Here is a 26,312-nt window from a genome sequence, read left to right as displayed (position 1 = left end):
TGGCCGAGCGCAGCGAGGTCGGATGAGGGGTGCTGGGCGAAGTGCCGGCAGAGACCCCCTATCTCGGCAACAGGCTACCCCGCCAGCTTCGCCAGTTGCGTCATCACCACCGCCGAGCCCGACAGGCGCTTTTCGGCATTCGGCCAGTCGCGGATGAAGACGATGCTGTGATCGGGCCGGATCTTGGCCAGCGAGCCCTGCTCGCCGATGAACTTGACCAGTCCGGCGGGATTGGAAAATTCCTTGTTGCGGAACTGGATGACGACGCCCTTCGGCCCGGCGTCCAGTTTCTCGACATTGGCCTTGCGGCACAGCGCCTTGATGAAGACGATCTTCAACAGGTGCTTGACCTCTTCCGGCAGCGGGCCGAAGCGGTCGATCAGTTCGGCGCCGAACCCGTCGATCTCCTCCGGCGTCTCCAGATCGCCGACGCGCCGGTAGAGCGCCAGCCGCAATTGCAGGTCCGGCACGTAGCTTTCCGGGATCATCACCGCCGTGCCGATGGCGATCTGCGGCGACCAGCCGGTATCGGCCACCTCGCCGGTGTCCTTCACCTCGGCCACTGCCTCCTCCAGCATCTGCTGGTACAGTTCGAAGCCGACTTCCTTGATGTGGCCGGACTGCTCCTCGCCCAAAAGATTGCCGGCGCCGCGGATGTCGAGGTCGTGGGAGGCCAACTGGAAGCCGGCGCCCAGCGTATCCAGCGATTGCAGCACCTTCAGCCGCCGGTCGGCGGTGTCGGTGAGCTTGCGGTTGGCCGGAAGCGTGAACAGCGCATAGGCGCGCAGCTTGGAACGGCCGACGCGGCCGCGCAACTGGTAGAGCTGCGCCAGGCCGAACATATCGGCGCGGTGCACGATCATGGTGTTTGCGGTCGGGATATCGAGGCCGGATTCCACGATGGTGGTGGAAAGCAGGACGTCGTACTGCCCGTCGTAGAAGGCGTTCATGATGTCGTCCAGTTCACCGGGCGGCATTTGGCCATGGGCAACAGCCACTTTAAGTTCCGGCACGGATTCCTTCAGGAAATCATTGATTTCCGAAAGATCGCTGATGCGCGGCACGACATAGAACGAATGGCCGCCGCGATAGCGCTCGCGCAGCAGCGTCTCGCGGATGACGAGCGGATCGAAGGGCGAGATGAAGGTGCGCACCGCCATGCGGTCCACCGGCGGCGTGGCGATCAGCGACAGCTCGCGCACCCCCGTCAGCGCCAGTTGCAGCGTGCGCGGGATCGGCGTGGCCGACAGCGTCAGCACATGCACGTCGCTCTTCAGCTCCTTCAGCCGCTCCTTGTGCTTGACGCCGAAATGCTGCTCCTCGTCGACGATCAGCAGGCCGAGATTCTTGAATGTTATCGAGGAGCCGAGCAGCGCGTGCGTGCCGACCACGATGTCGACCGTGCCTTCGGCCAACCCCTTCTTGGTCTCGGCCAGTTCCTTTGCCCCGACGAGACGGGACGCCTGCCGCACCTTGACCGGCAGGCCGGCGAAGCGCTGCGAGAAGGTCTTGAAATGCTGGCGCGACAGGAGCGTGGTGGGCACCACCACGGCAACCTGGAACCCTTCCATCGCGGCGATGAAGGCCGCGCGCAGCGCCACCTCGGTCTTGCCGAAGCCGACGTCGCCGCAGATCAGCCGATCCATCGGCCGCCCGTCGGACAGGTCCTCCACGACCGAGTCGATCGCGTTCTGCTGATCTTCCGTCTCCTCGTAGGGGAAGCGTGCGGAAAACTCGCCGTAAAGCCCTTCGGCCGGGATCATGGCGGGCGCAGTGCGCATCTGGCGCTCGGCGGCGATGCGGATCAGTTGCCCCGCCATATCGAGCAGCCGCTTCTTCAGCCGCGCCTTGCGCGATTGCCAGGCACCGCCACCCAGCTTGTCGAGGGTGGCCTCGGCCGAATCCGAGCCGTAGCGCGACAGAAGCTCGATGTTCTCTACCGGCAGAAACAGCCGGTCGTCGCCGGCATAGCGGATTTCCAGACAGTCGTGCGGCGCGCCGGCCGCCTCGATGGTCTTCAGGCCGACGAAGCGACCGATGCCGTGGTCGGCATGGACGACGATGTCGCCGGACGACAGCGAAGCAGCCTCGGCGATGAAGTCGGCAGCGCGGCGCTTCTTGCGCGAGCGGCGCACCAGGCGGTCGCCGAGTATGTCCTGCTCGGCCACGACGACCATGGCGTCGGTCTCGAAGCCGGTTTCGAGCTGCAGCACGGCAAGGCCGGCCTGGCCGGCGCCGAGCTTCTCCACCTCGGCAAGCGTGGCCACGCGCTTGAGATTGCCGAGATTGTGCTCGGCCAATATCTGCGCCAGGCGATCGAGCGAGCCTTCCGTCCAGCCGGCGACGACGACCCGGCGCTTTGCCGCGCGCTCGTCGGCGATGTGGTTCACCACCTCGGCGAAGACGTTGATCTTGGGATCAGCGCGCTCCTCGGCAAAGCTCCTGCCGGCGCGGGAGCCGGCATGGAAGACTTTCCTGTCGCCCGCATCGGGCGCCGCGAAAGGCGTCAGTTCGATGGCCTCGCGATCCGCGGTCGCCGCATTCACCTCCTCGGGCGAGAGATACATGAGCTGTGGCGGAACCGGCTTGTAGGGCACCGCCTCCTTCAGCGCGCCGCCAGCTTGCCCCTTACGCGCCTCGTAGTGGTCGAGGATCAGCGCATGGCGCTCGGCCAGCGCCTCATGCGCCAGATGGTCGAACACCACCGGCATGTCGGGCAGATAGTCGAATACCGTTTCCAGCCGCTCGTAGAAGAAGGGCAGCCAGTGCTCCATGCCGGCAAAGCGCCGGCCTTCGCTGACGGCGGCATAGAGCGCGTCGTCGCGCGAGGGCGCGCCGAACGCCTCGATATAGGCGCGACGGAAGCGGCTGATGGTTTCCGGCGTGAGCGCCACCTCGCTCATGGGCTGCAGGGTCAGCGCATTGCGCTGGCCGGTGGTGCGCTGGCTGGCCACGTCGAAAGCGCGGATGGATTCCAGCGTGTCGCCGAAGAAATCGAGGCGCAGGGCCTCTTCCGCGCCCGGCGCATAGAGGTCGAGGATGCCGCCGCGCACGGCGAATTCGCCCACCTCGCGCACCGTCGGCACCCGCTCGAAGCCGGAATTCTCCAGCCGCGCAATCAGCCTGTCCATGTCGACCTGATTGCCCGGACGGGCGCGGAAGGCCTGGGACTCGACCAGTCCGGCGGGCGGCACGCGCTGGAGCAGCGCGTTGGCCGTGGTCAGCACCACCGCCCGGTGCGGCTTTGCGGCCAGCGCCGCCATGCCGGCCAAAGCGTCGAGGCGCCGCGCGGCGGCATCCGAGCCGGGCGAGACGCGATCGTAGGGCAGGCAGTCCCATGCCGGCAGATCCAAGACCGGCAGGCCGGGATCGGCAAACGCCAGCGCCTCGACGATGGCCGGCAGGCGCTGGCCGTCGCGCGCCACGAACAGCATCGGCCGGTCGGGCGCGATCTCGCGCGCGATCTCGACCAGCGCGAAGGCTTCGTAGCCGTCGGCGACACCGTCGAGGATGAAGGAACCGATGCGGCCCTGCGGCAGGCCGATGGTGGGAATGAGGTTCATGCGATCACGTTCAGGCTTCGAATGTCCGGCCGAATACCAGTATCCTTTGCAGGAGCGGACAATCCAGATGCGGCGGCACGGGCCTTTCGCCGGTAATCAGCAGGAAGAATTGGTCGTCGGGAAATTCGAGGAGCCTTTCATATTGGTCGATCTCCTCGCCGGTCAAGGCGCCGATCTCGGCATCGGCGAAGCGGCCGAGGATCAGGTCCATCTCGCGCATGCCGCGATGCCAGGAACGGAACAGCAGCTTCTTGCGGCGGGGGTCGAGGTCGCTGGCGCGTCCGGTGGCTGATGTGTTCGTTGCGGTCATGATGGCGCGTCCTTTCCCGACGCGGCGCATATAGCGTGGATAGAGGGTGGTGTCAGCCTTGCAAGGCGACGGATAGTTTCTAATCTCGGCCAATGTTTTCCATGGCAGATCATTCAGCACCCCCACCCCTTGCCCCTCCCCGCAAGGGGGAGGGGAATTCCGAGGCGCTGGCGATCCCCTTGCGGGGAGGGGCAAGGGGTGGGGGTAACCGGCGGGCGGAAGGCTGAGCATGCGCCCTTCCCTGCTCGATCCCCTGTTCGCCCCCATCACCTCGCTGGCCGGCGTCGGGCCCAAGGTGGCCGCGCTGATCGAGCGCGTGCTGCCGGTGGACCTGGGCGAGCGCGCCGCGCGCGCCGCCGACCTCGTCTTCGTGCTGCCCAATTCGGTGATCGACCGCCGCAACCGGCCCGGCATCGCCAACGCAGTCGAAGGTGCCATCGTCACGCTCGACCTTACCGTCGACCGCCACCAGCCGCCGCCGCGCGGCAGCCGCTCGGTACCCTACCGGGTCTATGCGCATGACGACACCGACGACATCGTGCTGACCTTCTTCCACGGCCATGCCGCCTATCTCGAAAAGCAATTGCCGGAGGGCGGGCAGGTCGTGGTTTCGGGCCGCATGGAATGGTTCAACGGCCGTCCGACCATGGTGCATCCCGACCACATCGCGCCGGCGGAGGAAGCGGGAAGCCTGCCGCTGGTCGAGCCGGTCTATCCGCTGACGGCAGGCCTTTCGCCGAAGGTGCTGCGCCGCGCCATCGGGCAGGCGCTGGAGCGCGTGCCGGATCTGCCGGAATGGGACGATGCCGCCTTCATGCGCCGCCACACGTTTCCGGCCTTCGGCGCCGCGCTCGCCCGCATCCACAACCCGGAAAGCCCGCTCGACGCCGCGCCCGAAAGCGCCGCCTGGCGCCGGCTCGCCTATGACGAGTTCCTGGCCGGGCAGGTTTCGCTGGCGCTGGTGCGCGCCAGGGTGCGGCGGCTTTCCGGCCGGCCCCTGGTGGGTGACGGGCGCATCGTGGAAAGGCTGCGCGCCGCCCTGCCCTATTCCCTGACCGGTTCGCAGGAAGCCGCACTTGACGAAATCCTGTCCGACCTTGCCGATCCGGAGCGCATGCTGCGGCTGCTGCAAGGCGATGTCGGCTCGGGCAAGACGGTGGTGGCGCTGCTGGCCATGGCGCGCGCGGTGGAGGCCGGCGGCCAGGCGGCGCTGATGGCGCCGACGGAAATCCTCGCCCGCCAGCATTTTTCCACCATCGCGCCGCTGGCCGAACAGGCCGGCCTGCGCACCGCCGTGCTGACCGGGCGCGAAAAGGGCCGCGAGCGCAGCGAAGTGCTGGCCGGCCTGGCCGATGGTTCGATCGACGTCGTGGTCGGCACCCATGCGCTGTTCCAGGAAAGCGTGGCGTTCAAAAGCCTCGTTCTGGCGGTGGTGGACGAGCAGCATCGCTTCGGCGTGCACCAGCGGCTGGCCATCACCGCCAAGGGCGACGCCCCCGACATGCTGGTGATGACGGCAACCCCCATCCCTCGCACGCTGGTGCTGACCGCTTTCGGCGACATGGATGTGTCGAAGCTCACCGAAAAGCCGGCGGGCCGGCAGCCGATCCGCACCGTCACGCTGCCCATGGAACGGTTGGACGAACTGGTCGGCCGCATCCGCGATGCCGTCGCCGAAGGACAAAAGATCTACTGGATCTGCCCGCTGGTGGAGGAATCCGAGGAGGTCAAGCTGATGTCGGCGGAGGATCGCTTCGCCTCGCTGAAGCCCGTGTTCGGCGACCGGATCGGCCTCGTCCACGGTCGCATGAAGGGCGCGGAGAAGGACGAGGCGATGCGCGCCTTCAAGGATGGCGCAACGCGCGTGCTGGTGGCGACAACGGTGATCGAGGTGGGCGTCGACGTACCCGACGCCACGATCATGGTGATCGAGCATGCCGAGCGTTTCGGCCTGGCCCAGCTCCACCAGTTGCGCGGGCGCGTGGGGCGCGGCACGAAACCTTCTTCCTGCGTGCTGCTCTACAAGGACCCGCTCGGCGAGACGGCGAAGCGCCGGCTTTCGGTGATGCGCGAGACGGAGGACGGTTTCGTCATCGCCGAGGAAGACCTGAAGCTGCGCGGCGAAGGCGAGTTGCTAGGCACGCGCCAATCCGGCGCGCCGGGCTTCCAGGTGGCGGGCATCGAGGCCCATGCCGACCTTCTGGAAGCCGCGCGCGACGACGCACGGCTCATCCTTTCGCGCGATCCCGATCTTCGCAGCGAGCGCGGCGAGGCACTGCGCCTGCTGCTCTATTTGTTCGGCAGGGACGAGGCGGTACGGCTGCTGCGCGCCGGTTGAAGCGGCGCGCCGGCGGGCGGGTTGCCGATCTTCACCGGCTTGCCGTTGGCACCGATTTTCCTGTCCGGGGGCTTCCTGTCAAGCGGCGGCGGCACCAGCCCGGCCGAGACGATGAGGCGGGCGCCCTCCTCGATGGTCATGTCGAGCATGACCACCTCGGACTTGCGCACATACATCAAAAAGCCGGTGGTCGGGTTCGGCGTGCAGGGCATGAAAACCGCCACCAGCGGGTCGCCTTCCTTGTCCAGCTTGCGGTTGATCTCGGTTTCCTTCTCGCCGGCCACGAAGACAAGCGACCACACGTCCTTGCGCGGATATTCGACCAGCCCGACCTGGCTGAACATGTCGCCCTTGTTGGACAGCACCGTCTCGAAAATCTGCTTGAGCGAACGGTAGATGCCGCGCACCAGCGGCATGCGCCCGAGCAGCCGCTCGCCGAAATTGACGATGGCGCGGCCGACGATGTTTGCGGCCAGGAAGCCGATGAGCGTGATCAGCACCAGCGCGACGATCAGCCCGAAGCCGGGCACCGGGAACGGCAGGTAGGTATCGGGGCTGTAGCGGGCGGGGATATAGGGCTTCACCCACGAATCCACCCAGCCGATGAACGACCAGGCGATGTAGACGGTAATCGCCAGCGGCGCGCAGACGATGAAGCCGGTCAGGAAATAGTTCCTGAGCCGGGTCATGCCGGAAACCTTCGTGCCATCGGACATGATGCCGCCACCGCCGCCTCGTTGCGCTGCAACATTACGCGAGGGACCGGCGCTTTGGAACCCGGGAAGTTTTTGGCCAGACGGCAGCCGGCCTATGCAGCGACCAGCGGCTCGATCTTGTCGAGTTCGGAGGCGAGTCTCCGCGCTTCGGTTTCCAGTTCATATGCCTGCTGGAAATTCATCCAGAATTCCGGCGTGGTGTCGAAGAAGCGCGCCAGCCGCAGCGCGGTGTCGGGCGTCATGCCGACCTCTTCCTTCACGATTCTCTCAATACGCGTGCGCGGCAGATTGAGCTTCCGGGCCAAGGCACCGGCACTCATGTCCAAGGGAACGAGGTACTCCTCGCGCAGGAACTCGCCGGGGTGAATAGGTCGCGCGAATTTCAGCATGTTGCACCTTTTCCGGGCGGGACTCGTTCAGTGGTAGTCCACGATCTCGACATCTTCCGCACCTGCTTCGGTCCATCGGAAGCAGATGCGCCACTGATCGTTGATACGGATCGAATGCTGCCCGGCGCGATCTCCCTTCAGCGCTTCAAGGCGGTTTCCGGGCGGCGACCGCAGGTCTTTCAGGTCGACCGCGTTGGCCACGGCGCGAAGCCTCCGCTCGGCACGGGCGACCAGATCGGACGGGAAGCCCTTCGGCGCCTCGCCCGCGGCAATCGCCTCCACGGCCTTGTCCTTGAAAGAAACGATCACCGGGTCTCTCTCCTTTCTGTATCATGGCATGATACAGAAAGGAGTCAAGGAGCACGTATCAGCAAGTGATACAAACTACTCCACCGTCACCGATTTCGCCAGGTTGCGGGGCTGGTCGACGTCGGTGCCCATGAATACGGCGGTGAAATAGGCCAGCATCTGGATCGGCAGCGCGTAGACGATCGGCGAGATGATGTCGGGCATATCCGGCAGGACGATGGTTTCCATCGTCTCGACGGTTGCATGGGCCGCGCCCTTGGCATCGGTGATCAGGATGATCTTGCCGCCGCGGGCCGCCACTTCCTGCATGTTGGAGACGGTCTTCTCGAAGATGCGGTCATGCGGGGCGATGACGATGACCGGCATGTTCTCGTCGATCAGCGCGATGGGCCCATGCTTCAATTCGCCCGCCGCATAGCCCTCGGCATGGATGTAGGAGATTTCCTTGAGCTTCAGCGCGCCTTCCATGGCGAGCGGGAAGTTGGTGTCGCGGCCGAGATAGAGCACGTGCCGGTAGTGCGACAGTTCCCGCGCGACCTTCTCGATCTGGCCGGCCAGCTTGAGCACCTGGCTGGCGTAGCGCGGCGCCTCGGCGAGCTGCCGCACCAGCAACCTCTCCTCGTCGGCCGAAATCGTGCCGCGCGCCGCCGCCGCCCGCACCGCGAGCGCGGCCAGCACCGAAAGCTGGCAGGTGAATGCCTTGGTCGAAGCGACACCGATCTCCGGGCCGGCCAGCGTCGGCAGGGTCACGTCTGATTCGCGCGCGATGGTGGAGCCGCGCACGTTGACGACGGCGCCGATGGGCAGTCCTTCCCTGCGGCAATAGCGCAGCGAGGCCAGCGTGTCGGCCGTCTCGCCCGACTGGGAGATGAAGAAGGCGGCCGAGTTCTTCGGCAGCGGCATCTCGCGGTAGCGGAACTCCGAGGCGACGTCGATATCGACCGGCAGCCGGGCCAGGCGCTCGAACCAGTATTTGCCGATCAGGCCGGCCAGATAGGCCGTGCCGCAGGCCGACACGGCCACCCGGTCGATCGTAGCGAAATCGAAGGGCAGGTCGAGCGGCTTGGAAACCCCGTTGGCGAAGTCGAGATAGTGCGCCAGCGTGTGCGAAATCACTTCCGGCTGCTCGTAGATCTCCTTTTCCATGAAATGGCGATGGTTGCCCTTGTCGACCAGGAAGGAAGTGCCCACGGACTGCTGACGCTGGCGCTCGACCTTGTTGCCGTCGATGTCGAAGATGGAGAACTCGTTGCGGCGCACCACGGCCCAGTCGCCGTCCTCCAGATAGGTGATGGAATTGGTGAACGGCGCCAGCGCGATGGCGTCGGACCCCAGGAACATCTCGCCCTCGCCATGGCCCACTGCCAGCGGCGGCCCGTTGCGGGCGCCCACGATCAGGTCTTCGTCGCCCTTGAACATGATGGCCAGCGCAAAGGCGCCCTGCAGCCGCTTCAGCGCCTGGTGCGCGGCATCGACCGGCTTGGCCCCGCGCGCCAGTTCGCGCGAAACCAGATGGGCGACCACCTCCGTGTCGGTCTGGGAGGCAAAGGTGTAGCCGTCGCGGGTAAGTTCTTCCCGCAATTCGGAAAAATTCTCGATGATGCCGTTATGGACGATGGCCACGCCGTTGGAGAAATGCGGGTGCGCATTGGTTTCGTTGGGCACGCCATGGGTCGCCCAGCGGGTGTGGCCGATGCCGATGGTGCCGTCCAGCGGCTCGTTCTGGAGCCGGCGTTCCAGATTTATCAGCTTGCCCTCGGCGCGGCGGCGCGACAGCTCACCGCGCTCGATGGTGGCCACGCCGGCGGAATCGTATCCGCGATATTCGAGCCTTTTCAGCGCATCCACGATCAGCGGCGCCACCGGCGTGTGGCCCACGATGCCGACTATCCCGCACATGTCCGAAGTCCCCGCTTTGTCAAACCGCGCACCCGCTCTCTAGCGGGCGCGCACGATCCAAGAAAGTCACGTTCCATTGCGCCGCGTATCAGCCCGCACGAAGCGGCTTTAGTATGGCGCAACGAGATTAATGGCCGGCAACGGTTTACATCCAGTTGGCGAAATTGCTTATTTCTTCGCCGCCTCCGCCCTTCGGCTGCGCAATTCGCGCGCCTTGCCAGGCAAGGTCTTCTGCCGCGCCCGCCCGAAGGCCAGCGCATCGTCGGGCACGCTGTCGGTGATGACGCTGCCCGAGGCGACATAGGCGCCGTTGCCGATGGCGACCGGCGCCACCAGTGCGGAGTTGGAGCCGATGAAGGCCCCCTCGCCGATGTCGGTGAAGAATTTGGAATAGCCGTCATAATTGCAGGTGATGGTGCCGGCCCCGATATTGGCGCCGGCGCCGATGCGGGCATCGCCGATATAGGTGAGGTGGTTGACCTTGGCGCCCTCCTCCACGGTCGCCTTCTTGACCTCGCAGAAATTGCCGACCTTGGCCTTCGCCCGGAGGTCCGTGCCGGGCCTGAGCCGCGCGAAGGGCCCGACCTCGCAGCCGGAAGCGATCGAGGCACCCTCGATATGGCTGAAGGCGCGGATCCTGGCGCCCGGTTCGATCCTCACGCCCGGCCCGAACCAGACATTCGGCTCCACAACGGTGTCGGCGCCGATCTCGGTGTCGTGCGAGAAGAACACGGTGTCGGGGGATACGAGCGTGACCCCGGCCAGCATCGCCGCGCGCCGTCGGCGCTGTTGCCACAGCGCTTCCGCCTCGGCCAGTTCGGCGCGGTTGTTGATGCCGAGCGCGCTTTCAAAGCCTGTTTCAGTCGCCACCACCTCCAGGCCCCGTGCGCTCGCGATGCCGACGATGTCGGTGAGGTAGAATTCGCCCTTGGCATTGGCATTGCCCACCGCATCGAGCAGCTCCAGCGCATGCCTGCCGGCGATCGCCATCAGGCCGCTGTTGCAGAAGGTGATCCCGCGCTCCTCGGCCGAGCAGTCCTTGTCCTCGCGGATGGCGACGAGGCGGCCATCCTTCTCGATCAGGCGGCCATAGCCGGCCGGGTTTTCGGTACGGAAGCCGAGCACGGCGACGGCGGCGCCCGCAGCCAGCCTCGCCCGCGCAGCCTCCAGCGCGGCGGGGTCGATCAGCGGCGTGTCGCCGAACATGACGAGGATATCGTCATAGCCCCTGGCGATCGCCGCGCGCGCGGCCAGAACGGCATCGGCCGTGCCCAGCCGCTTTTCCTGCACGAAGATTTCCGCACGGGGCGCGAATTTTTCCGCCGCCTTGCGCACGGCATCGGCGCCGTGGCCAACCACCAGCGCCAGATCGCCGCCCCCGGCCGTCTCGGTGGCCCGGGCGACATGCGCCACCATGGGCAGGCCGGCGATTTCGTGCAGCACCTTCGGCAGCGCGCTCTTCATGCGCGTGCCTTCGCCGGCGGCGAGGATGATGGACAGGCAGGTTCTGGAGGTCATGGGCGGCTACCGCTGGAGAGCTTTGGATTCGCCGCCCTTATCTAGCATCTGCAGCGGAAGGCTCCAATGCGGGCAATGTCAGCCCAGTTGACCGAGCACGGGGAAGGTTTCCAAAAGCCAGTAGGCGACGGTCTGCACGCCGCCGGTCAGGAAGAAGACGCCGGCAACCACCAGAAGGCCGCCGATGACCTTTTCGACGCGGCCGAGATGCACGCGGAATTTTCCGAGGAAGCGCATGAAGGCGCCGGAAAAGATCGCCGCGACCAGGAACGGTATGCCGAGGCCGAGCGAATAGGCGGCGAGCAGCAGCGCGCCCTCGCCCATCGTCTCGCGTCCGCCGGCCATCGTCAGGATCGGCCCCAGCACCGGGCCGATGCATGGTGTCCAGCCGAAGGCGAAGGCCAGGCCCATGACATAGGCCGCGACCGCACTTGCCGGCTTGCCCTGGCTCTGGAAACGCGCCTCGCGCGACAAAAGCGGAATGCGCAGCACGCCGAGGAAATTCAGGCCCATGAGGATGATGAGGATGCCGGCGGCGAAGGCCAGCGGCTCCTGCCACACACGCAGCAGGCGGCCGATGGTGGAAGCGCCGGCGCCGAGGGCCACGAAGACGGTGGTGAAGCCGAGCACGAAGGCCAACGAGGCCGCAAGCAACGCGCCGCGGGCGCCCGTCCTAGCGGAGATGCTCGCCTGGCCGCGAAAATCCTCAACCGAGACGCCGGCCATGTAGCACAGATAGGGCGGCACGAGCGGCAGCACGCAGGGCGACAGGAAAGAAAGGGCGCCCGCGCCCACAGCGCTTACATAGCCGATATCCAACGCCATCCCGCTTCCTTCGCCTCGAACCGGCGCCCATATAGCCATGCCGGCATGTCGGCTCCAATCACCATTTCGTGGCGCATTTCGTCGCTGGTATGCGCCATTCCGCCATATTGGCCCGATAAAACACAGGCCAGCATTCATCGACTGCACGCGCCAGTGCACCGTTTCATCAAGGAGGCGTTGCCATGAATTCGCTGACAATCAGTCTGGCCGCATTGCTCATCGGAACGACGGCATCCTTCGCTGCCGAAGCCTGGAAGGAGGCGGAGGTCGGGGGCACCAAGATCTATACCAACCCCAAGGGCATGACGCTCTACACGTTCGACAAGGACGAGAAGGGCGTATCGAACTGCAACGGCAAATGCGCAACCAACTGGCCGCCGCTGAAGGCGGCCGCGAGCGCCAAGGACCAGGGCGAGTGGACCGTCATCAAGCGCAAGGACGGCACCATGATGTGGGCCTATGACGGCAAGCCGCTCTACACCTTCGCCAAGGACGAAAAGGCCGGCGACATGAAAGGCGACGGCGCCATGGGCATGTGGCACGTGGCCAAGGCGCAGTAGACAAGGCGGCCGAAGCCGGCGCGCCGCTCGCCCGGGCAGGCGCGGCCGCCTATCGGCGGACGGGAACCCTGCCGGGCACGCCATTGGGGGCGCCGGCACCTGTATTGTGGGTGCGCATGGGCCGTTCGCCACGGATGATGTCGCTGACCTCCACATAGGCCATCTCGATCAGATAGGTCAGCATGTCGTAGCGCTCCGCCTCGGCCATATTGCGAAGCTGCCCCAGCATCGATTGCAGATAGTCGAGCGTATCGGTCCGTCGTCTTGTGTACGATTGCCGCATCGACAATGATCCCCCTTTCCCGTGCGCGCGCCCCGCGTATTGCCTTCAGGGTTCGCCGACCGACTCCACGGTGATCGAAAGGCGATGCAAGCAAGATATTTGACATACTTAAAATTGCAAGTTTTTCGTTTATTCTCTCTTTAGTTGCATGCTCCAATTCCATCCATGGGACGCTGCCTCTTGACCGGATGCAAAAGCACGGCCATTTGACGGGCGATCCGAATGATTTTTCGTCGCGGCCTGAGGGATTCTTCTGCCGCAGACCCAGCACACACGGGCAACATGGACGTCGTGGTGGTCGAATCGCCGGCAAAGGCGAAGACAATCAATAAATATCTCGGGCGGAACTATAAGGTTCTCGCCTCCTTCGGCCATGTGCGCGATCTGCCGGCCAAGGACGGCTCGGTGCGCCCGGACGAGGATTTCTCCATGTCCTGGTCTGTCGATTCGGCCTCGGCCAAGCGGCTGGCCGACATCGCCAAGGCGGTGAAGGATGCAGATGGCCTGATCCTCGCCACCGACCCGGATCGCGAGGGCGAGGCCATTTCCTGGCATGTGCTGGAGGTGCTGCGCCAGAAGCGGGTGCTGAAGGACAAGGCCGTCAGCCGCGTGGTGTTCAACGCCATCACCAAGCAGTCGGTCCTGGACGCCATGGCCAATCCGCGCCAGATCGACGTGCCGCTGGTCGACGCCTATCTGGCTCGCCGCGCGCTGGACTATCTGGTCGGCTTCACGCTGTCGCCGGTTCTCTGGCGCAAGCTGCCCGGCGCCCGCTCGGCCGGCCGCGTGCAGTCGGTGGCCTTGCGCCTCGTCTGCGACCGCGAAGCGGAGATCGAACGGTTCGTCCGCGAGGAATACTGGAACATCGCCGCCATCCTCGGCACGCCGCGCAACGACAGTTTCGAAGCGCGGCTGACCGCCTACGAAGGCAGGAAGCTCCAGAAACTCGACATCAAGAACAAGGAGCAGGCCGACGGCATCAAGGCGATGCTGGAGGGTGCATCCTTCCGCGCGCTTTCGGTGGAAGCAAAGCCCACCAAGCGCAACCCGGCACCGCCCTTCACCACGTCGACCCTGCAGCAGGCCGCCTCCTCGCGGCTCGGCTTCTCGGCCAACCGCACCATGCAGGTGGCGCAGAGGCTGTACGAGGGCATGGACATCGGCGGCGAGACCGCCGGCCTCATCACCTACATGCGAACCGACGGCGTGCAGATGGCGCCGGAGGCGATCTCGGCCGCCCGTGCCGCGATCGGCAAGGAATTCGGCGACAGGTATCTGCCGGAAAAGCCGCGCTACTACACCACCAAGGCCAAGAACGCGCAGGAAGCCCACGAGGCGATTCGCCCGACCGACTTCTTCCGCACGCCGGCCTCGGTGCGCCAGTATCTGGATGCCGACCAGGCGAGGCTATACGAACTGATCTGGAAGCGCGCCATCGCTAGCCAGATGAATGCCGCTGAGATCGAGCGCACCACGGTGGAGATCGAAGCCGTCAACGGCCCGCGCACCGCCGGCCTGCGCGCTGTCGGCTCCGTCATCCGCTTCGACGGCTTCATCGCCGCCTACACCGACCAGAAGGAAGAGGATTCCGAGGACGAGGACAACCGGCGCCTGCCCGAGATTCGCGAGGGCGAGCAGCTTGCGCGCGAGGCGATCAATGCCACGCAGCACACGACCGAACCGCCGCCCCGCTATTCGGAAGCCTCGCTCATCAAGAAACTGGAGGAACTGGGCATCGGCCGTCCGTCGACCTACGCGGCCACGCTGAAGACGCTGGAAGACCGCGAATACGTCACCATCGACAAACGCCGGCTGATCCCGCAATCGAAAGGACGGATCGTCACGGCCTTTCTCGAAAGCTTTTTCGACAAATATGTCGAATACGACTTCACCGCCTCCCTGGAAGAGAAGCTGGACGAGATTTCCGACGGCAAGCTTGCCTGGAAGGACGTGCTGCGCGACTTCTGGAAGGATTTCTCGGCCTCGGTCGACGACATCAAGGAACTGCGCGTCTCCGACGTCCTGGATGCGCTGAACGAAGAGCTGGCGCCGCTGGTGTTTCCCGCCCGCGAGGACGGTTCGGACCCGCGCATCTGCCCCAAATGCGGCAGCGGCAACCTGTCGCTCAAGCTCGGCAAATATGGCGCCTTCGTCGGCTGCTCGAACTATCCCGAATGCGGCTACACGCGGCAGCTCGGCGAGAACGGCAACGGCAATGGCGAGAACGGCACGGGCGAAGACGGCCCCAGGGCGCTGGGCAAGGACCCGTATACGAGCGAGGAGATCACGCTGCGTTCCGGGCGGTTCGGCCCCTATGTGCAGCGCGGCGAGGGCAAGGAAGCCAAACGGTCGAGCCTTCCCAAGGGCTGGAGCGCCGCCGAGCTCGATCATGAGAAGGCGCTGGCGCTGCTTTCGCTGCCGCGCGATGTCGGCAAGCATCCGGAGACGGGCAAGATGATCTCGGCCGGGCTCGGCCGCTACGGCCCCTTCGTGCTGCATGACGGCACATACGCCAATCTCGATTCGATCGAGGACGTGTTCTCCATCGGCCTCAACCGGGCCGTCACCGTGCTGGCGGAGAAGCAATCCAAGGGCAGAGGCGCGCGCGGCGGCGGCACGCCGGCGGCGCTGAAGGAACTCGGCGACCACCCCGACGGCGGCGGCAAGATCACGGTGCGCGACGGACGCTACGGCGCCTACGTCAATTTCGGCAAGATCAACGCCACCCTGCCCAAAGGCAAGGACCCGCAATCGGTGACGATGGACGAGGCCCTGGCGCTGATCGCCGAGAAGGAGGCCAAGGGGGGCGGCAAGAAACCGGCCCGCAAGGCGGCGGCGAAGAAGACCACGGCGGCGAAGAAGACCGCCGCGAAGAAGGGGTAGACGCTTGGCGCGCGGGATCTCCGGACGGCATCACGGCGATCCGCGCGCTGGCGACACCCGGCGCGGGACGCGCGACCAGTATCGCCCCTCGCCCGAGGAAATCCTGCGCTACATCGCCGAAAATCCGGACCGTTCCGGCAAGCGCGAGATCGTCAAGGCTTTCGCGCTGCGAGGCGAGGACCGTGCCTGGCTCAAGGATACGCTGCGCGACCTCCAGGACCAGGGCCTGCTGGAAAAGAAGCGCAAACGCCACATCCGCCCCGGCGCGTTGCCGCATGTGGCCGTCCTCGATATTTTCGGCCGCGATTCCGAAGGCGGGCTGCTGGCACGCTCGGCCGAGCAAGAAGGCGACGGCCCCGCGCCCACCGTTGCGGTGCGCGTTTCGCGCGGCGGTCCCGTTCCCGGTATCGGCGACCGCATCCTGGCCAAGACCTTCCCGACCGACGATCCCACCGGCCCGGCGTATACGGCGCGGATCATGAAGATATTCGAGCGGCGCTCGGAAGCCGTTCTCGGCATCTTCCGCACGCTCAGGGACGGCACTTTCCGCATCGAGCCGGTGGAGCGGCGCCAGCCCGAACTTGTCGTCGACAAGGAATTCCAGAACGGCGCCAAGGACGGCGATCTCGTCGAGGTGGAGCCGGCGCGCGCGCCGCGTTACGGGCTGCCCAAGGCCAAGGTGCTTGCGGTTCTGGGCTCGCTGACGAGCGAAAAGGCGGTTTCGATGATCGCCATCCACGCGCACGACATCCCCCACATCTTCCCGCCCGACGTGCTTTCGGAGACGCAGGCGCTGAAGCCGGTGCCGCTGGAAGGCCGGGAAGACTGGCGCGACCTGCCGCTCGTCACCATCGACCCGGCCGACGCCAAGGACCACGACGACGCCGTTTACGCTGCGCCCGATCCGGACGAGAACAATCCCGGCGGCTTCATCGCCACAGTGGCGATCGCCGACGTCGCGGCCTATGTGCGGCCCGGCTCGGCGCTGGACCGCGAGGCGCTGAACCGCGGCAATTCGGTCTATTTTCCGGACCGGGTCGTCCCCATGCTGCCCGAGCGCATCTCCAACGATCTGTGCTCGCTGCGGGAGGGCGAGGACAGACCGGCAATGGCCGTGCGCATGACATTTTCGGCCGAGGGGCGAAAAGTCCGGCATTCCTTCCACCGCGTGATGATGAAATCCGTCGCCAAACTCGCCTACCCGCAGGCGCAGGCGGCGATCGACGGCGTGCCGGACGACAAGACCCGCCCGATCCTCGACACAGTGCTGAAACCGCTTTGGGGCGCCTATGCCGTGCTGAAGCGTGGCCGCGACGCGCGCCAGCCGCTGGATCTGGATCTGCCGGAGCGCAAGATCCTGCTCAAGCCGGACGGCACGGTCGACCGCGTATTGGTGCCCGAACGGCTCGACGCCCACAAGCTGATCGAAGAGTTCATGATCCAGGCCAATGTCTGCGCCGCCGAAACGCTGGAGGCCAGGAAGCAGGCGCTGGTGTACCGCATCCACGATGGCCCGTCGCTGGCCAAGCAGGAATCGCTGCGCGACTTTCTGCATACGCTCGGCCTCACGCTGGCGCGCGGGCCCCAGATGCGCCCGGCCCAGTTCAACAGCATCCTGGAGCGGGTGAAAGGGCAGGACAACGAGGAACTGGTCAACGAGGTGGTGCTGCGCGCCCAGAGCCAGGCTGAATATTCGCCCGCCAATATCGGCCATTTCGGGCTGAACCTGCGCCGCTACGCGCATTTCACCTCGCCGATCCGCCGCTATGCCGACCTCGTCGTCCACCGTGCGCTGATCGCGGCCCTCGGCCTCGGCTCCGGCGGGCTCACCCGCGACGAAGAGGCGCGCCTGGAGGAGACTGCCGCGCTGATCTCCACCGCCGAGCGGCGAGCTATGGCGGCCGAGCGCGAGACGGTCGACCGGCTGGTGGCCGCCTACCTTGCCGAGCATATCGACAGCCGCTTCGACGCACGCATCTCGGGTGTCGTGAAGGCGGGACTCTTTGTCCAATTGCCGCAATATGGCGCAGATGGCTTTATCCCGGTGTCATCGCTTGGCGGCGACTACTATATATACGATGAAACGGCGCGTTCGCTTTTCGGAGAACGCAGCGGAAAAGGCTATCAGCTCGCGGATCGCGTCGAGGTCCGTCTCGTTGAAGTGGCGCCGATGGCCGGCGCGATGCGCTTCGAGATGCTGAGCGAGCCAAAGCCGCTGCCGGGATCGAGGCGGTCGTTCCACAAGGCCAAGGGCCGGGCGCGCGCCTCCCAGTCGCGTCCGGGCACGCGCGGCAGGAGACGTTGATCATGGAAGAACAGGTTTTCGGCGGCGAGCACCATTCCGGCCGTCCGGCGCGCCCTTTGTGGGAAGCGATGAAGCGCGGTTTTTTCGGCCGCTGCCCGCATTGCGGCGAAGGCAAGCTTTTCCGCGCTTTCGTCAAGACGGCTGACCATTGCTCGAATTGCGGCGAGGAATTCTCGCACCACAGGGCCGACGACCTGCCGGCCTATCTCGACATCGTGGTCGTCGGTCACGTCGTGCTCGGCGGCTTCATGGCGGTCGAGATGGCCACCTCCTGGCCCATGTGGCTGCATCTGGCCATCTGGACGCCGCTGACGCTGATCCTGGCGCTCGCGCTGCTCCAGCCGATCAAGGGCGCGGTGGTGGGCCTGCAATGGGCGCTCTACATGCACGGCTTCGGCGGAGAGACCGATTCCATCGAGCTGCATCCCAAGATTTGAGCCGCTTGGCGCAATGCGCGGGCTGCAGACACCCCTTTCGCGGCGGGGCGCTTTTCGCTAGGGCGTGCATATGGACGGGATGACCAAGGCCGAAATCGACAAGGCCGAACGCAGCGACATCGTGCCCGGCAACGGGCCGAAGCGCCCGCGCGACGCCGCCACGCTGATCCTGCTCGATCGCCGGAACGACGGGTTCCTGGTGTTGATGGGCCGTCGCCATCGCAGCCACGCCTTCATGCCGGGCAAGTTCGTCTTTCCCGGCGGCCGCACCGATCCGGCCGACAGCCGCGTTCCGGTGGCGAGCGCGCTGACCGCGCAGGACGAGGAAAAGCTCAGGGCCGGCACCGGTCGCGTCAGCGCGGCGCGCGCGCGCGCCATCGCCCTTTCCGCCATCCGCGAGACCTATGAGGAAGCGGGACTGCTGATCGGCCGCAAGGGCGATTTCAGCACGGGCAAGCCGGATTGGCAGGGCTTTGTCCGGCACGGCGTGCAGCCTTCCCTGGAAAGCGTGCGTTTCGTGGCCCGCGCCATCACGCCGCCCGGCCGGGTGCGGCGTTTCGACACGCGTTTCCTGGTCGCCTGGCGCAGCGATGTCGCGGTGGAGCTTGACGGCGGCGGCCCGACCAATGAACTGGAGGAACTGGCCTGGCTGCCGATCGCCGAGGCCAAGCAGGTGGACATCCCCTCCATCACGCGGACGGTGCTGGAAGAGCTGGAGGAGCGGCTCGCCCGCGATCCCGGGCTCAGTCCCGGTGCGGCGGTGCCGTTCTATCGGCTCGTGCATGCGCATTTCAGGCGCGAGCTTCTCTGAACACGAGATTTCGGACTTCGCATGACGGTGGACACCAGGGTGCAGGACGCGGAGCGCGTGCAATGGCTGCCGATGACGGCGGCGATCTCCTCGATAAGCGTGGTAGGCATCGCCATCGGCCTGGGCATGCCGCTTCTGTCCGTCATCCTGGAGTCGCGCGGCCATTCGGCTTCCATGATCGGCCTCAATACCGCGATCGCCGGTGTCGCCTCGATCGCCGGGGCGCCCCTGGCCACGCCGATCGCCTCGCGGCTCGGGGTAGCCTGGGCGATGCTTTTGATGATCGCAACCGGCGCGCTGGCCTTCGTCGGCTTCCATTTCGCGCCGGCGTTCTGGATGTGGTTCCCGCTGCGCGTGGCGCTGCATATGTCGCTGACCATCCTGTTCATCCTGTCCGAATTCTGGATCAGTACCTCGGCGCCGCCCAGCCGGCGCGGCCTGGTGCTCGGCGTCTACGCCACGGTGCTGTCACTCGGCTTCGCCTTCGGGCCATGGCTGTTCGCGCATCTGGGTAGCGAGGGCTTCCTGCCCTTCGGCGTCACCGTCGTCCTGGTGACCGTGGCGGCGATCCCGGTGCTGGCCGCCCGCAACGAAAGCCCGCCGATCCGCCCCGAGGGCGAGGAAACCAGCGGTTTCCTCAGCTATATCTGGCTGGTGCCGACGGCGACGGTGGCGGTGCTGGTGTTCGGCGCCGTGGAGACCGGGGGCTTCGCGCTGTTTCCGGTCTATGGCAGCCGCATCGGCTATTCGGAAGCCGATGCCGCCCTGCTGCTGACGATGATCGGGCTTGGCAACGTGCTGTTGCAGATCCCGATCGGCATGATCAGCGACCGGGTGAGCGATCGCCGCTACATCCTTCTGGGCTGCGCGACCGTGGGGCTGGCGGGCACGCTGTTCATGCCGCTTTTTGCGCAGAACTGGCATCTCATGGCGGCCTTGCTGTTCGTATGGGGCGGCGTGGTGGCGGCCCTCTATACGGTCGGGCTCGCCCATCTCGGCTCGCAGCTTTCGGGCCACGAACTGGCTTCCGCCAATGCCGCCTTCGTGCTGTGCTACGGCATCGGCATGGTGGTGGGGCCGCAGGCCATCGGCATCGGCATGGACATGTTCGGCCCCCATGGCTTCGGCTGGTCGCTCGGCTTGTTCTTCGGCATCTACATGCTGGTGGCGATCGGACGGCTGGCGTTCAGAGTACGGCGAGGCTGAAGCGGCCCGGCGCGAGGCGATCTCTTCCGGGGTCTCCCTTCCGGGCCAAGCTTTTGTTTTTGGAGAATGAGTCCAAAAGTCTCCAGCCTTTCGGGCTCGTGCCCTAACGGCCCATATCGGCCAGGGCCTCGCGCATCGCCGCGCTCGTGATGCCGAACACTCCCCCATAGGGAGTATCCAGATCGACGATGACGAACATGACGCTGGCCACCGCCACGACCCCGATGGCGAGCACGACCGCGCTCAGCGGACGCCGCGGGACCTGCAGACCGAAGCTGAGAAACACCAGTGCCAGCCAGAAGCTGACTATGCCGCTGAACGAATTGCGGGACACGCCGTTTGCATCCTCGATGACCGCCCAGCGGCTCTGCTGGACGGTGGTATAGTTCTCGCGGCATCTGGCCGCCAGGTTCGCCCGCGCGGCATCGGCCGGCGCCACCGCGTCGATCGTCATGCCGATCTCGTTGATGAGGGCTTTCAGCCCCGCATCCTCGCCGCTTACGGCCATGCGCCGCACATCCGGCATCCCGTCGATGGCAGGTGCTTTCTCGCGCGGCCAGGTGCTGGCTATGACGGCGGCGGTATATTGACGAAGTTGAAGCCGCGCAGGGTCCATCTCCGGGCCCAGATTGCGAAGGCACTGGTCGAGGCGCGCCAGCCTCGCGGCATAGAGCGAACGGTCCTTGTTGGCGGCATCGAAGGCCGACCGTGCCGTCAACAGTTGCAGGCTGAGCACAAGCGCGGTGAAGGTGACGAGAAGGCCCGTCACAAGCCGCAGCGCGTCCATGTTCTCTGCCGACAGATGGTTGTCGTGAAGACGGGGGCGCAACGCCAGGCCGCCGAGCGCGCTCGCACTGAAAAGCACCAGGAATGCGAGTCCGTAGAGGATTTCCATGACGCCGAACCACCAGAAAGGCCGGCTGCGCGCCCGTCAAATCTACCGCACCACGCCCGGCCGCGCAATCCGAGCGCAGCCATCGCCTTCGGCATCCCGCGCGGTTTCCCGCTTGCCTCCGAGGCGGGGCCGGGCTTGCGTTGCGGCCAGATTCCTGTATAGACGCGCTCAATCTGCCGGTCCCGACCGGGGGCTGAACGGAGGGCCGAAGGCCGTTTTCCCTGAAAACACGCTTTCGTCGTGGAGCCGCAAGGGCTTCCGCCTCCCGTGTCTCCGCTCTCGACCGTCTCGTCATGCTCCTTTCTTCCCCGCCGCAATCGCGGGTCAAGAGAAGTTGCAGAGGCTTTAGCCGCCGGGAACCGGGAGAGAAACGAAGAAAGGCAAATGAACTATGGCTCTTTACGAACATGTGTTCCTTGCCCGGCAGGATCTGTCGCAGCAGCAGGTCGATGAGCTCGTTGAACGTTTCAAGGGCGTCATCACCGAAGGCGGCGGCTCGGTCGGCCGGGTCGAGAACTGGGGACTGAAGTCCCTCACCTACCGGATCAAGAAGAACCGGAAGGCCTACTACACGCTCATGGACCTGACCTGCCCGCCGGCCGCCCTCAACGAGATGGAGCGCCAGATGGGCCTGTCGGAGGACGTGCTGCGCTTCATGACCATCAAGGTCGAGAAGCATGAGGAAGGCGTCTCCGCCATGATGCAGAAGCGCGAAGAGCGCTCCGATCGCGGCGGCTTCGGCGATCGTGACCGCGGCCCGCGCTCGTTCGGCGATCGCGACCGCGGCGACCGTCCTGCTCGCAATTTCGGCGATCGTGACGGCGGTGGCGATCGTGGTCCGCGCCGTCCGCGCGAAGCTGCTGAAGGAGCTGCAGAATAATGGTCGACATCAACCAGATCCCGACCCGGCGTCCGTTCCATCGCCGCCGCAAGACCTGCCCGTTCTCCGGCGCCAACGCCCCGCGCATCGACTACAAGGACGTGCGCCTGCTGCAGCGCTACATTTCCGAGCGCGGCAAGATCGTGCCGTCGCGCATCACCGCCGTCAGCCAGAAGAAGCAGCGCGAGCTCGCCCAGGCGATCAAGCGCGCCCGCTTCCTCGGCCTGCTGCCCTACGTGGTTCGCTAAAGCATGATCCCGGAAAGTCGCGGACTTTCCGGATAAGATCATGCGGCAATGAGAATGCGAGGCGGGCGGTCTGCCGCCCGTTTCTTCCTGACCGTGATCGGCACGGCGGGACACTACCAAATCCGAGTTGGGGCGGTGCGCCGCCTCTAACTGCCTCGACGGGCAGGACAGCGAAAAGACGGCGCCCCGCGCCCGGCCAGCTTCCAGCCCGTCTCCAACCCGTGCCGCCACATGCGGCCATAAGGAGAGAGAAATGGAAGTCATCCTTCTCGAGCGCGTCGCGCGCCTCGGCCAGATGGGCGATACCGTCAGGGTCAAGGACGGGTTCGCCCGCAATTTCCTGCTGCCCAAGGGCAAGGCGCTGCGCGCCAACGACGCCAACAAGAAGAAGTTCGAAGGTCAGCGCGCCCAGCTCGAAGCCCGCAACCTCGAGCGCAAGTCCGAAGCCCAGCAAATCGCCGACAAGCTCGACGGCGTCAGCTTCGTGGTGGTGCGCTCGGCCGGCGAAACCGGCCAGCTCTACGGTTCGGTGTCCACCCGCGACATCGCCGACATCCTGTCGGAAGAGGGCTTCAGCGTGGCCCGCAACCAGGTGGAACTCAACCATCCGATCAAGACCATCGGCCTCATCAACGTGGCCATCGCGCTGCACCCCGAGGTCGAGGTGACGGTGACGCTCAACGTGGCGCGCTCCACCGACGAGGCCGAGCGCCAGGCCCGCGGCGAGACGCTGACCACGGCCGAGGCCATCTACGGCGAGGACATCAACGAGAACGCGCGCCCCGACAACTTCTTCGACCCGAACGCCGAAGTCGAGGAAGAAGAAGAAGGACAGTAACGGCGGGCCGGCAATCGAGACATTGGGCTGGCAATCGCCCGATGCCGACTGCCTTTCAACGCTGAACATCTGGACCAAGAGCCCGGGCCTCGTGCCCGGGTTTTTTCTGACAAAAGGAACTTTCCAAGGCGGGCAGTTTTTAGCAAGATCAGGGATATTGCCTGGGATTGGATCTTGCCATGAATATTCTTCTGCAACGCGTTGCCGAAAAGATGGTTCGTGTCGGCAACCTGTCCGTGACCGGACCCGACGGGGCCACGCGCAATTTCGGCGACGGCAGCGGCGACAAAGTGCATATGGTCGTTCACACCCGCCGCGCCGAACGGGCGATCACGCTGCACCCCTCCCTTGCCATCCCCGAAGCCTTCATGGAGCAGGAACTGGACTTCGTGGAAGGCGACGTGCTCTCCTTCCTCCATCTGATCTATGAAAACACGGGCATTTCCTGGATCGATTCCAACTGGGGCAAGCTGCTGAACCATGCGCGGCTTGCGGCACGCCCGTTCCAGCAGCTCAACAATGCGCGCCGCTCCAAGAAGAACGTCGAGCGCCACTACGATCTGTCGGGCGAGCTGTACAAGCTCTTCCTCGACGAGGACATGCAATATTCCTGCGCGTATTACGAGCGCCCCGACATGACGCTGGAGGAGGCGCAACTCGCCAAGAAGCGGCACATCACCGCCAAGCTCAAGATCAAGCCCGGCCAGACCGTGCTCGACATCGGTTGCGGCTGGGGCGGGCTCGGCCTCTACATCGCCCGCACCTTCGAGGCCGACGTGCTGGGCGTCACGCTGTCGACCGAGCAGCATCAGGTCGCAACAGACAGGGCCCATGCCGAGGGGCTGGCCGACCGTGCTCATTTCGAATTGCGCGACTATCGCGACCTGTCCGAGCGCTTCGACCGCATCGTCTCGGTCGGCATGTTCGAGCATGTCGGCGTCAACCATTACCGCACCTATTTCGACAAATGCGCCCAATTGCTGAAACCGGACGGGGTCATGCTGCTGCACACGATCGGACGTGTCGGCCCGCCCACCACGACCAACGCCTTCATCCGCAAGCACATCTTTCCCGGCGGCTACATTCCCGCCCTGTCGGAGGTGATGCCCCATATCGAGCGTTCCGGCCTGATGGTCACCGACGTGGAGATATTGAGGCTGCACTATGCGGAAACGCTCAAGGCGTGGCGCGAGCGCTTCCTTGCCAATCGCGACAAGGTCAAGGCCATCTATGACGAACGCTTCTGCCGCATGTGGGAGTTCTATCTCTCCGGCTCCGAGGCTTCGTTCCGCTGGCAGGATCTGGTGAACTTCCAGATCCAGCTCACCAGGAAGAACGACGTGCTGCCGATGACGCGCGACTATATCGGCAAGTGCGAGAAGGCGATCGCCTTGCACGAGATGGGCCACAGCAAGGAAGAGCCCGTCGCCGGGGCGATCGAGAAGGCGGTGGCCAAGCCGGCGGCCAAGACCGCGCGCAAGCGCAAGGTGGCCGGCAAGGAATAGACGGCAGGCCTGTCCGCTTGCTATCGGCCGCGCTTGCGGCGAATAAGGTTCCGTCACCCGACGGATCCTTTCGCATGACCTATCCGATCTATGCCGCAGCCGCACTGGCCGAGATTGCCGGCTGCTTCTCCTTCTGGGCCTGGCTACGGCTGGAGAAATCGCCGCTGTGGCTGGCGCCGGGTCTTGCCTGCCTCGTTCTTTTCGCATGGTTGTTGACCTTGGCACCCATCGACGCGGCCGGCCGCGCCTATGCGGCCTATGGCGGCGTCTATATTGCCGCTTCGCTGCTCTGGCTGTGGCTCGCAGAGGGTTTTCGCCCGGATCGATGGGACCTGATCGGCGCGGCCATCTGCATCGGCGGCGCCTCCGTGATCCTATTCGCGCCGCGGGGAGCTTGAGCGTGGAACTGCCTGCTGCATTGCGCCAAGGCGTTGACCGGATGCTGGAAGGCGTGCCGCTGCCCGATCTGAAAAAGGCCGCACGCACGCTCTCCGACCGCTACCGCGCCGAGACGCGCGACGGGCGCCTTCACATGGGCAGCGACATGGCGGCAAAAGCCTATCTGGCCACCCGCCTGCCGGCCACCTATGCCGCCGTGCGTGCCGCCCTCGAAGCGGTAGCCGAGGCGCGCCCGGATTTTTCGCCGAAAACCCTGCTCGACATCGGTGCCGGTCCCGGCACCATGCTGTGGGCAGCGGCGGACCGCTGGCCCGGACTGGAAGAAGCCATGCTGCTGGAAGCCAGCGAACCTGCCCGCAAAATCGGCAAAACTCTGGCCGATGCCATGTCCGCGAAGGTGGAATGGATTCCCGGCGACGCAACGCTCGACCTCGATGGGATAAAATCGGCCGATCTGGTCACCGTCGCCTATGTTCTGGACGAATTGGCACCGGCAGCGCTGCCGAAGCTCGTCGAGAGACTGTGGGCTCTGGCCGGCGAGACGTTGATCATCGTGGAGCCGGGCACGCCGGCCGGCTGGCAGCGAATTCTGGCGGCGCGAACGCAACTGGTCGAGGCCGGCGGCCATATCGCCGCCCCCTGCCCGCATCACGGCTCCTGCCCGCTCGTCGAGCCCGACTGGTGCCATTTTTCCCGGCGCGTCACCCGATCGCGCCTGCATCGGCTGGCCAAGGATGCGGAGGTGCCATGGGAGGACGAGAAATTCGCCTATGTGGCCGTGTCGCACCGACCCATGGCAAGCGGCACCGCCTTGCCGGCGCGCGTGCTAGCACCGCCGCGCGCGGGTTCGGGCAAGGTGGAATTGAAACTGTGCCGGCCCGACGGCAGCGCCGGAACGCAGCTTTTCAGCCGCCGCGACGGCGACACGTTCCGTGCGGCCCGCCGTTGCGACTGGGGCGACACGCTGCCGCCTGGATAGCGCCTCGCCGCTCGTAATGTTTCCGATTTGTTCCAGGATGGAAAAACGGCTATCCTCGCCGTTGCGATTCGGGCTGCCCTCGTTTCTTTCCACCAAAAATTTTTGGCTGTGAATCGTGGGAACGACGGCCGCTTGGAACGGCACTGATGCAGATTGGTCACCGCCGACTCGCCTGCGATCTGGTATCGACTGACCGGGCTCAGGAATCGGGGACAT

The 26,312-nt window shown here is 65.6% G+C and carries 23 protein-coding genes; 13 read left to right on the top strand and 10 right to left on the bottom strand.

Annotated elements, in window-relative coordinates:
* Positions 1-74: 74 nt before the first annotated feature.
* Positions 75-3,563, bottom strand: a complete 3,489-nt coding sequence (mfd, locus tag ACTDI4_RS09630) for a transcription-repair coupling factor (RefSeq protein ID WP_442840943.1) — start codon at positions 3,561-3,563, stop codon at positions 75-77.
* 10 nt (positions 3,564-3,573) lie between these two features.
* Positions 3,574-3,873: an FAD assembly factor SdhE gene (locus ACTDI4_RS09625; protein WP_442840942.1), complete on the bottom strand. Its 300-nt coding sequence runs from the start codon at positions 3,871-3,873 to the stop codon at positions 3,574-3,576.
* Between the two features lie 229 nt (positions 3,874-4,102).
* Between ACTDI4_RS09625 and recG the strand changes: the two genes are divergently transcribed.
* Complete coding sequence (recG, locus tag ACTDI4_RS09620) at positions 4,103-6,211, top strand: ATP-dependent DNA helicase RecG (protein ID WP_442840941.1); 2,109 nt, start codon at positions 4,103-4,105, stop codon at positions 6,209-6,211.
* Here the strand turns inward: recG and ACTDI4_RS09615 are convergent.
* The 6 genes from ACTDI4_RS09615 to ACTDI4_RS09590 all read right to left on the bottom strand — a co-directional run bounded on the left by ACTDI4_RS09615 (position 6,163) and on the right by ACTDI4_RS09590 (position 11,867).
* A complete protein-coding gene (locus ACTDI4_RS09615; RefSeq protein WP_442840940.1) occupies positions 6,163-6,927 on the bottom strand; it encodes a DUF502 domain-containing protein in 765 nt (254 codons plus the stop codon). The two genes, recG and ACTDI4_RS09615, sit on opposite strands and share 49 nt — an antisense overlap.
* A gap of 92 nt (positions 6,928-7,019) precedes the next feature.
* Positions 7,020-7,316: a HigA family addiction module antitoxin gene (locus tag ACTDI4_RS09610; RefSeq protein WP_442840939.1), complete on the bottom strand. Its 297-nt coding sequence runs from the start codon at positions 7,314-7,316 to the stop codon at positions 7,020-7,022.
* Between the two features lie 27 nt (positions 7,317-7,343).
* Positions 7,344-7,625: a type II toxin-antitoxin system RelE/ParE family toxin gene (locus ACTDI4_RS09605; protein WP_442840938.1), complete on the bottom strand. Its 282-nt coding sequence runs from the start codon at positions 7,623-7,625 to the stop codon at positions 7,344-7,346.
* A 75-nt stretch (positions 7,626-7,700) separates the two neighbouring features.
* Complete coding sequence (gene glmS, locus ACTDI4_RS09600) at positions 7,701-9,524, bottom strand: glutamine--fructose-6-phosphate transaminase (isomerizing) (protein WP_442840937.1); 1,824 nt, start codon at positions 9,522-9,524, stop codon at positions 7,701-7,703.
* A 168-nt stretch (positions 9,525-9,692) separates the two neighbouring features.
* Positions 9,693-11,042, bottom strand: coding sequence for a bifunctional UDP-N-acetylglucosamine diphosphorylase/glucosamine-1-phosphate N-acetyltransferase GlmU (glmU, locus tag ACTDI4_RS09595; protein ID WP_442840936.1), 1,350 nt, complete (start codon positions 11,040-11,042; stop codon positions 9,693-9,695).
* 78 nt (positions 11,043-11,120) lie between these two features.
* Positions 11,121-11,867 (bottom strand): cytochrome c biogenesis CcdA family protein, encoded by a 747-nt coding sequence (locus tag ACTDI4_RS09590; RefSeq protein ID WP_442840935.1) that lies wholly within the window; start codon positions 11,865-11,867, stop codon positions 11,121-11,123.
* Positions 11,868-12,049: 182 nt separating this feature from the next.
* On the opposite strand from ACTDI4_RS09590, the gene ACTDI4_RS09585 reads away from it, so the two are divergent.
* Positions 12,050-12,427 (top strand): COG4315 family predicted lipoprotein, encoded by a 378-nt coding sequence (locus tag ACTDI4_RS09585; RefSeq protein WP_442840934.1) that lies wholly within the window; start codon positions 12,050-12,052, stop codon positions 12,425-12,427.
* A gap of 49 nt (positions 12,428-12,476) precedes the next feature.
* On the opposite strand, the gene ACTDI4_RS09580 is transcribed toward ACTDI4_RS09585, so the two are convergent.
* Complete coding sequence (locus tag ACTDI4_RS09580) at positions 12,477-12,710, bottom strand: hypothetical protein (RefSeq protein WP_442840933.1); 234 nt, start codon at positions 12,708-12,710, stop codon at positions 12,477-12,479.
* A gap of 282 nt (positions 12,711-12,992) precedes the next feature.
* On the opposite strand from ACTDI4_RS09580, the gene topA reads away from it, so the two are divergent.
* From topA to ACTDI4_RS09555, 5 genes are all read left to right on the top strand, one after another.
* Positions 12,993-15,593 carry a type I DNA topoisomerase gene (gene topA / locus ACTDI4_RS09575; RefSeq protein ID WP_442840932.1) on the top strand — a complete coding sequence of 867 codons (2,601 nt, stop codon included), beginning with the start codon at positions 12,993-12,995 and terminating at the stop codon, positions 15,591-15,593.
* 4 nt (positions 15,594-15,597) lie between these two features.
* A complete protein-coding gene (gene rnr, locus ACTDI4_RS09570) occupies positions 15,598-17,898 on the top strand; it encodes a ribonuclease R (protein ID WP_442840931.1) in 2,301 nt (766 codons plus the stop codon).
* A 2-nt stretch (positions 17,899-17,900) separates the two neighbouring features.
* On the top strand, positions 17,901-18,335 hold the full coding sequence (locus ACTDI4_RS09565) for a DUF983 domain-containing protein (protein ID WP_442840930.1): 435 nt from the start codon (positions 17,901-17,903) through the stop codon (positions 18,333-18,335).
* 70 nt (positions 18,336-18,405) lie between these two features.
* The gene (locus ACTDI4_RS09560) at positions 18,406-19,146 is read left to right on the top strand and encodes an NUDIX hydrolase (RefSeq protein WP_442840929.1); all 741 of its coding nucleotides are present in this window, start codon (positions 18,406-18,408) and stop codon (positions 19,144-19,146) included.
* 21 nt (positions 19,147-19,167) lie between these two features.
* Positions 19,168-20,352, top strand: coding sequence for an MFS transporter (locus ACTDI4_RS09555; protein ID WP_442840928.1), 1,185 nt, complete (start codon positions 19,168-19,170; stop codon positions 20,350-20,352).
* A 103-nt stretch (positions 20,353-20,455) separates the two neighbouring features.
* On the opposite strand, the gene ACTDI4_RS09550 is transcribed toward ACTDI4_RS09555, so the two are convergent.
* On the bottom strand, positions 20,456-21,247 hold the full coding sequence (locus ACTDI4_RS09550; protein ID WP_442840927.1) for a bestrophin-like domain: 792 nt from the start codon (positions 21,245-21,247) through the stop codon (positions 20,456-20,458).
* Between the two features lie 391 nt (positions 21,248-21,638).
* Here ACTDI4_RS09550 and rpsF point away from each other — a divergent pair, with 391 nt between their 5' ends.
* The 6 genes from rpsF to ACTDI4_RS09520 all read left to right on the top strand — a co-directional run bounded on the left by rpsF (position 21,639) and on the right by ACTDI4_RS09520 (position 26,096).
* Entirely contained in the window at positions 21,639-22,127 is a 489-nt protein-coding gene (gene rpsF / locus ACTDI4_RS09545; RefSeq protein WP_442840926.1) for a 30S ribosomal protein S6, read from the top strand.
* The gene (gene rpsR, locus ACTDI4_RS09540) at positions 22,127-22,375 is read left to right on the top strand and encodes a 30S ribosomal protein S18 (protein WP_056108312.1); all 249 of its coding nucleotides are present in this window, start codon (positions 22,127-22,129) and stop codon (positions 22,373-22,375) included. Before rpsF ends, rpsR begins: the two co-directional genes overlap by 1 nt.
* A 253-nt stretch (positions 22,376-22,628) precedes the next feature.
* Positions 22,629-23,213, top strand: coding sequence for a 50S ribosomal protein L9 (gene rplI / locus ACTDI4_RS09535; protein ID WP_442840925.1), 585 nt, complete (start codon positions 22,629-22,631; stop codon positions 23,211-23,213).
* Positions 23,214-23,392: 179 nt separating this feature from the next.
* The gene (locus ACTDI4_RS09530) at positions 23,393-24,718 is read left to right on the top strand and encodes a class I SAM-dependent methyltransferase (protein WP_442840924.1); all 1,326 of its coding nucleotides are present in this window, start codon (positions 23,393-23,395) and stop codon (positions 24,716-24,718) included.
* A 74-nt stretch (positions 24,719-24,792) separates the two neighbouring features.
* Positions 24,793-25,116: a YnfA family protein gene (locus ACTDI4_RS09525; RefSeq protein WP_442840923.1), complete on the top strand. Its 324-nt coding sequence runs from the start codon at positions 24,793-24,795 to the stop codon at positions 25,114-25,116.
* Between the two features lie 2 nt (positions 25,117-25,118).
* Complete coding sequence (locus ACTDI4_RS09520) at positions 25,119-26,096, top strand: small ribosomal subunit Rsm22 family protein (protein WP_442840922.1); 978 nt, start codon at positions 25,119-25,121, stop codon at positions 26,094-26,096.
* The last annotated feature ends 216 nt before the right edge of the window (positions 26,097-26,312 follow it).

Source organism: Mesorhizobium sp. PUT5 (assembly GCF_052216645.1).
GTDB lineage: Bacteria > Pseudomonadota > Alphaproteobacteria > Rhizobiales > Rhizobiaceae > Mesorhizobium.
Note: the sequence above shows the minus strand (reverse complement) of the source record. Positions and strands in the feature narration are given on the sequence as shown.

What these genes read in the sequence shown, in the direction of transcription:
- ACTDI4_RS09550 (WP_442840927.1), bottom strand. Translation starts at nt 21,247, where the DNA reads ATGGAAATCCTCTACGGACTCGCATTCCTGGTGCTTTTCAGTGCGAGC.
- mfd (WP_442840943.1), bottom strand. Translation starts at nt 3,563, where the DNA reads ATGAACCTCATTCCCACCATCGGCCTGCCGCAGGGCCGCATCGGTTCC.
- rpsR (WP_056108312.1), top strand. Translation starts at nt 22,127, where the DNA reads ATGGTCGACATCAACCAGATCCCGACCCGGCGTCCGTTCCATCGCCGC.
- ACTDI4_RS09555 (WP_442840928.1), top strand. Translation starts at nt 19,168, where the DNA reads ATGACGGTGGACACCAGGGTGCAGGACGCGGAGCGCGTGCAATGGCTG.
- topA (WP_442840932.1), top strand. Translation starts at nt 12,993, where the DNA reads ATGGACGTCGTGGTGGTCGAATCGCCGGCAAAGGCGAAGACAATCAAT.
- ACTDI4_RS09590 (WP_442840935.1), bottom strand. Translation starts at nt 11,867, where the DNA reads ATGGCGTTGGATATCGGCTATGTAAGCGCTGTGGGCGCGGGCGCCCTT.
- ACTDI4_RS09580 (WP_442840933.1), bottom strand. Translation starts at nt 12,710, where the DNA reads ATGCGGCAATCGTACACAAGACGACGGACCGATACGCTCGACTATCTG.
- ACTDI4_RS09530 (WP_442840924.1), top strand. Translation starts at nt 23,393, where the DNA reads ATGAATATTCTTCTGCAACGCGTTGCCGAAAAGATGGTTCGTGTCGGC.
- glmU (WP_442840936.1), bottom strand. Translation starts at nt 11,042, where the DNA reads ATGACCTCCAGAACCTGCCTGTCCATCATCCTCGCCGCCGGCGAAGGC.
- recG (WP_442840941.1), top strand. Translation starts at nt 4,103, where the DNA reads ATGCGCCCTTCCCTGCTCGATCCCCTGTTCGCCCCCATCACCTCGCTG.
- ACTDI4_RS09615 (WP_442840940.1), bottom strand. Translation starts at nt 6,927, where the DNA reads ATGTCCGATGGCACGAAGGTTTCCGGCATGACCCGGCTCAGGAACTAT.
- ACTDI4_RS09585 (WP_442840934.1), top strand. Translation starts at nt 12,050, where the DNA reads ATGAATTCGCTGACAATCAGTCTGGCCGCATTGCTCATCGGAACGACG.
- rplI (WP_442840925.1), top strand. Translation starts at nt 22,629, where the DNA reads ATGGAAGTCATCCTTCTCGAGCGCGTCGCGCGCCTCGGCCAGATGGGC.
- ACTDI4_RS09560 (WP_442840929.1), top strand. Translation starts at nt 18,406, where the DNA reads ATGGACGGGATGACCAAGGCCGAAATCGACAAGGCCGAACGCAGCGAC.
- glmS (WP_442840937.1), bottom strand. Translation starts at nt 9,524, where the DNA reads ATGTGCGGGATAGTCGGCATCGTGGGCCACACGCCGGTGGCGCCGCTG.
- ACTDI4_RS09525 (WP_442840923.1), top strand. Translation starts at nt 24,793, where the DNA reads ATGACCTATCCGATCTATGCCGCAGCCGCACTGGCCGAGATTGCCGGC.
- ACTDI4_RS09610 (WP_442840939.1), bottom strand. Translation starts at nt 7,316, where the DNA reads ATGCTGAAATTCGCGCGACCTATTCACCCCGGCGAGTTCCTGCGCGAG.
- ACTDI4_RS09565 (WP_442840930.1), top strand. Translation starts at nt 17,901, where the DNA reads ATGGAAGAACAGGTTTTCGGCGGCGAGCACCATTCCGGCCGTCCGGCG.
- ACTDI4_RS09625 (WP_442840942.1), bottom strand. Translation starts at nt 3,873, where the DNA reads ATGACCGCAACGAACACATCAGCCACCGGACGCGCCAGCGACCTCGAC.
- rpsF (WP_442840926.1), top strand. Translation starts at nt 21,639, where the DNA reads ATGGCTCTTTACGAACATGTGTTCCTTGCCCGGCAGGATCTGTCGCAG.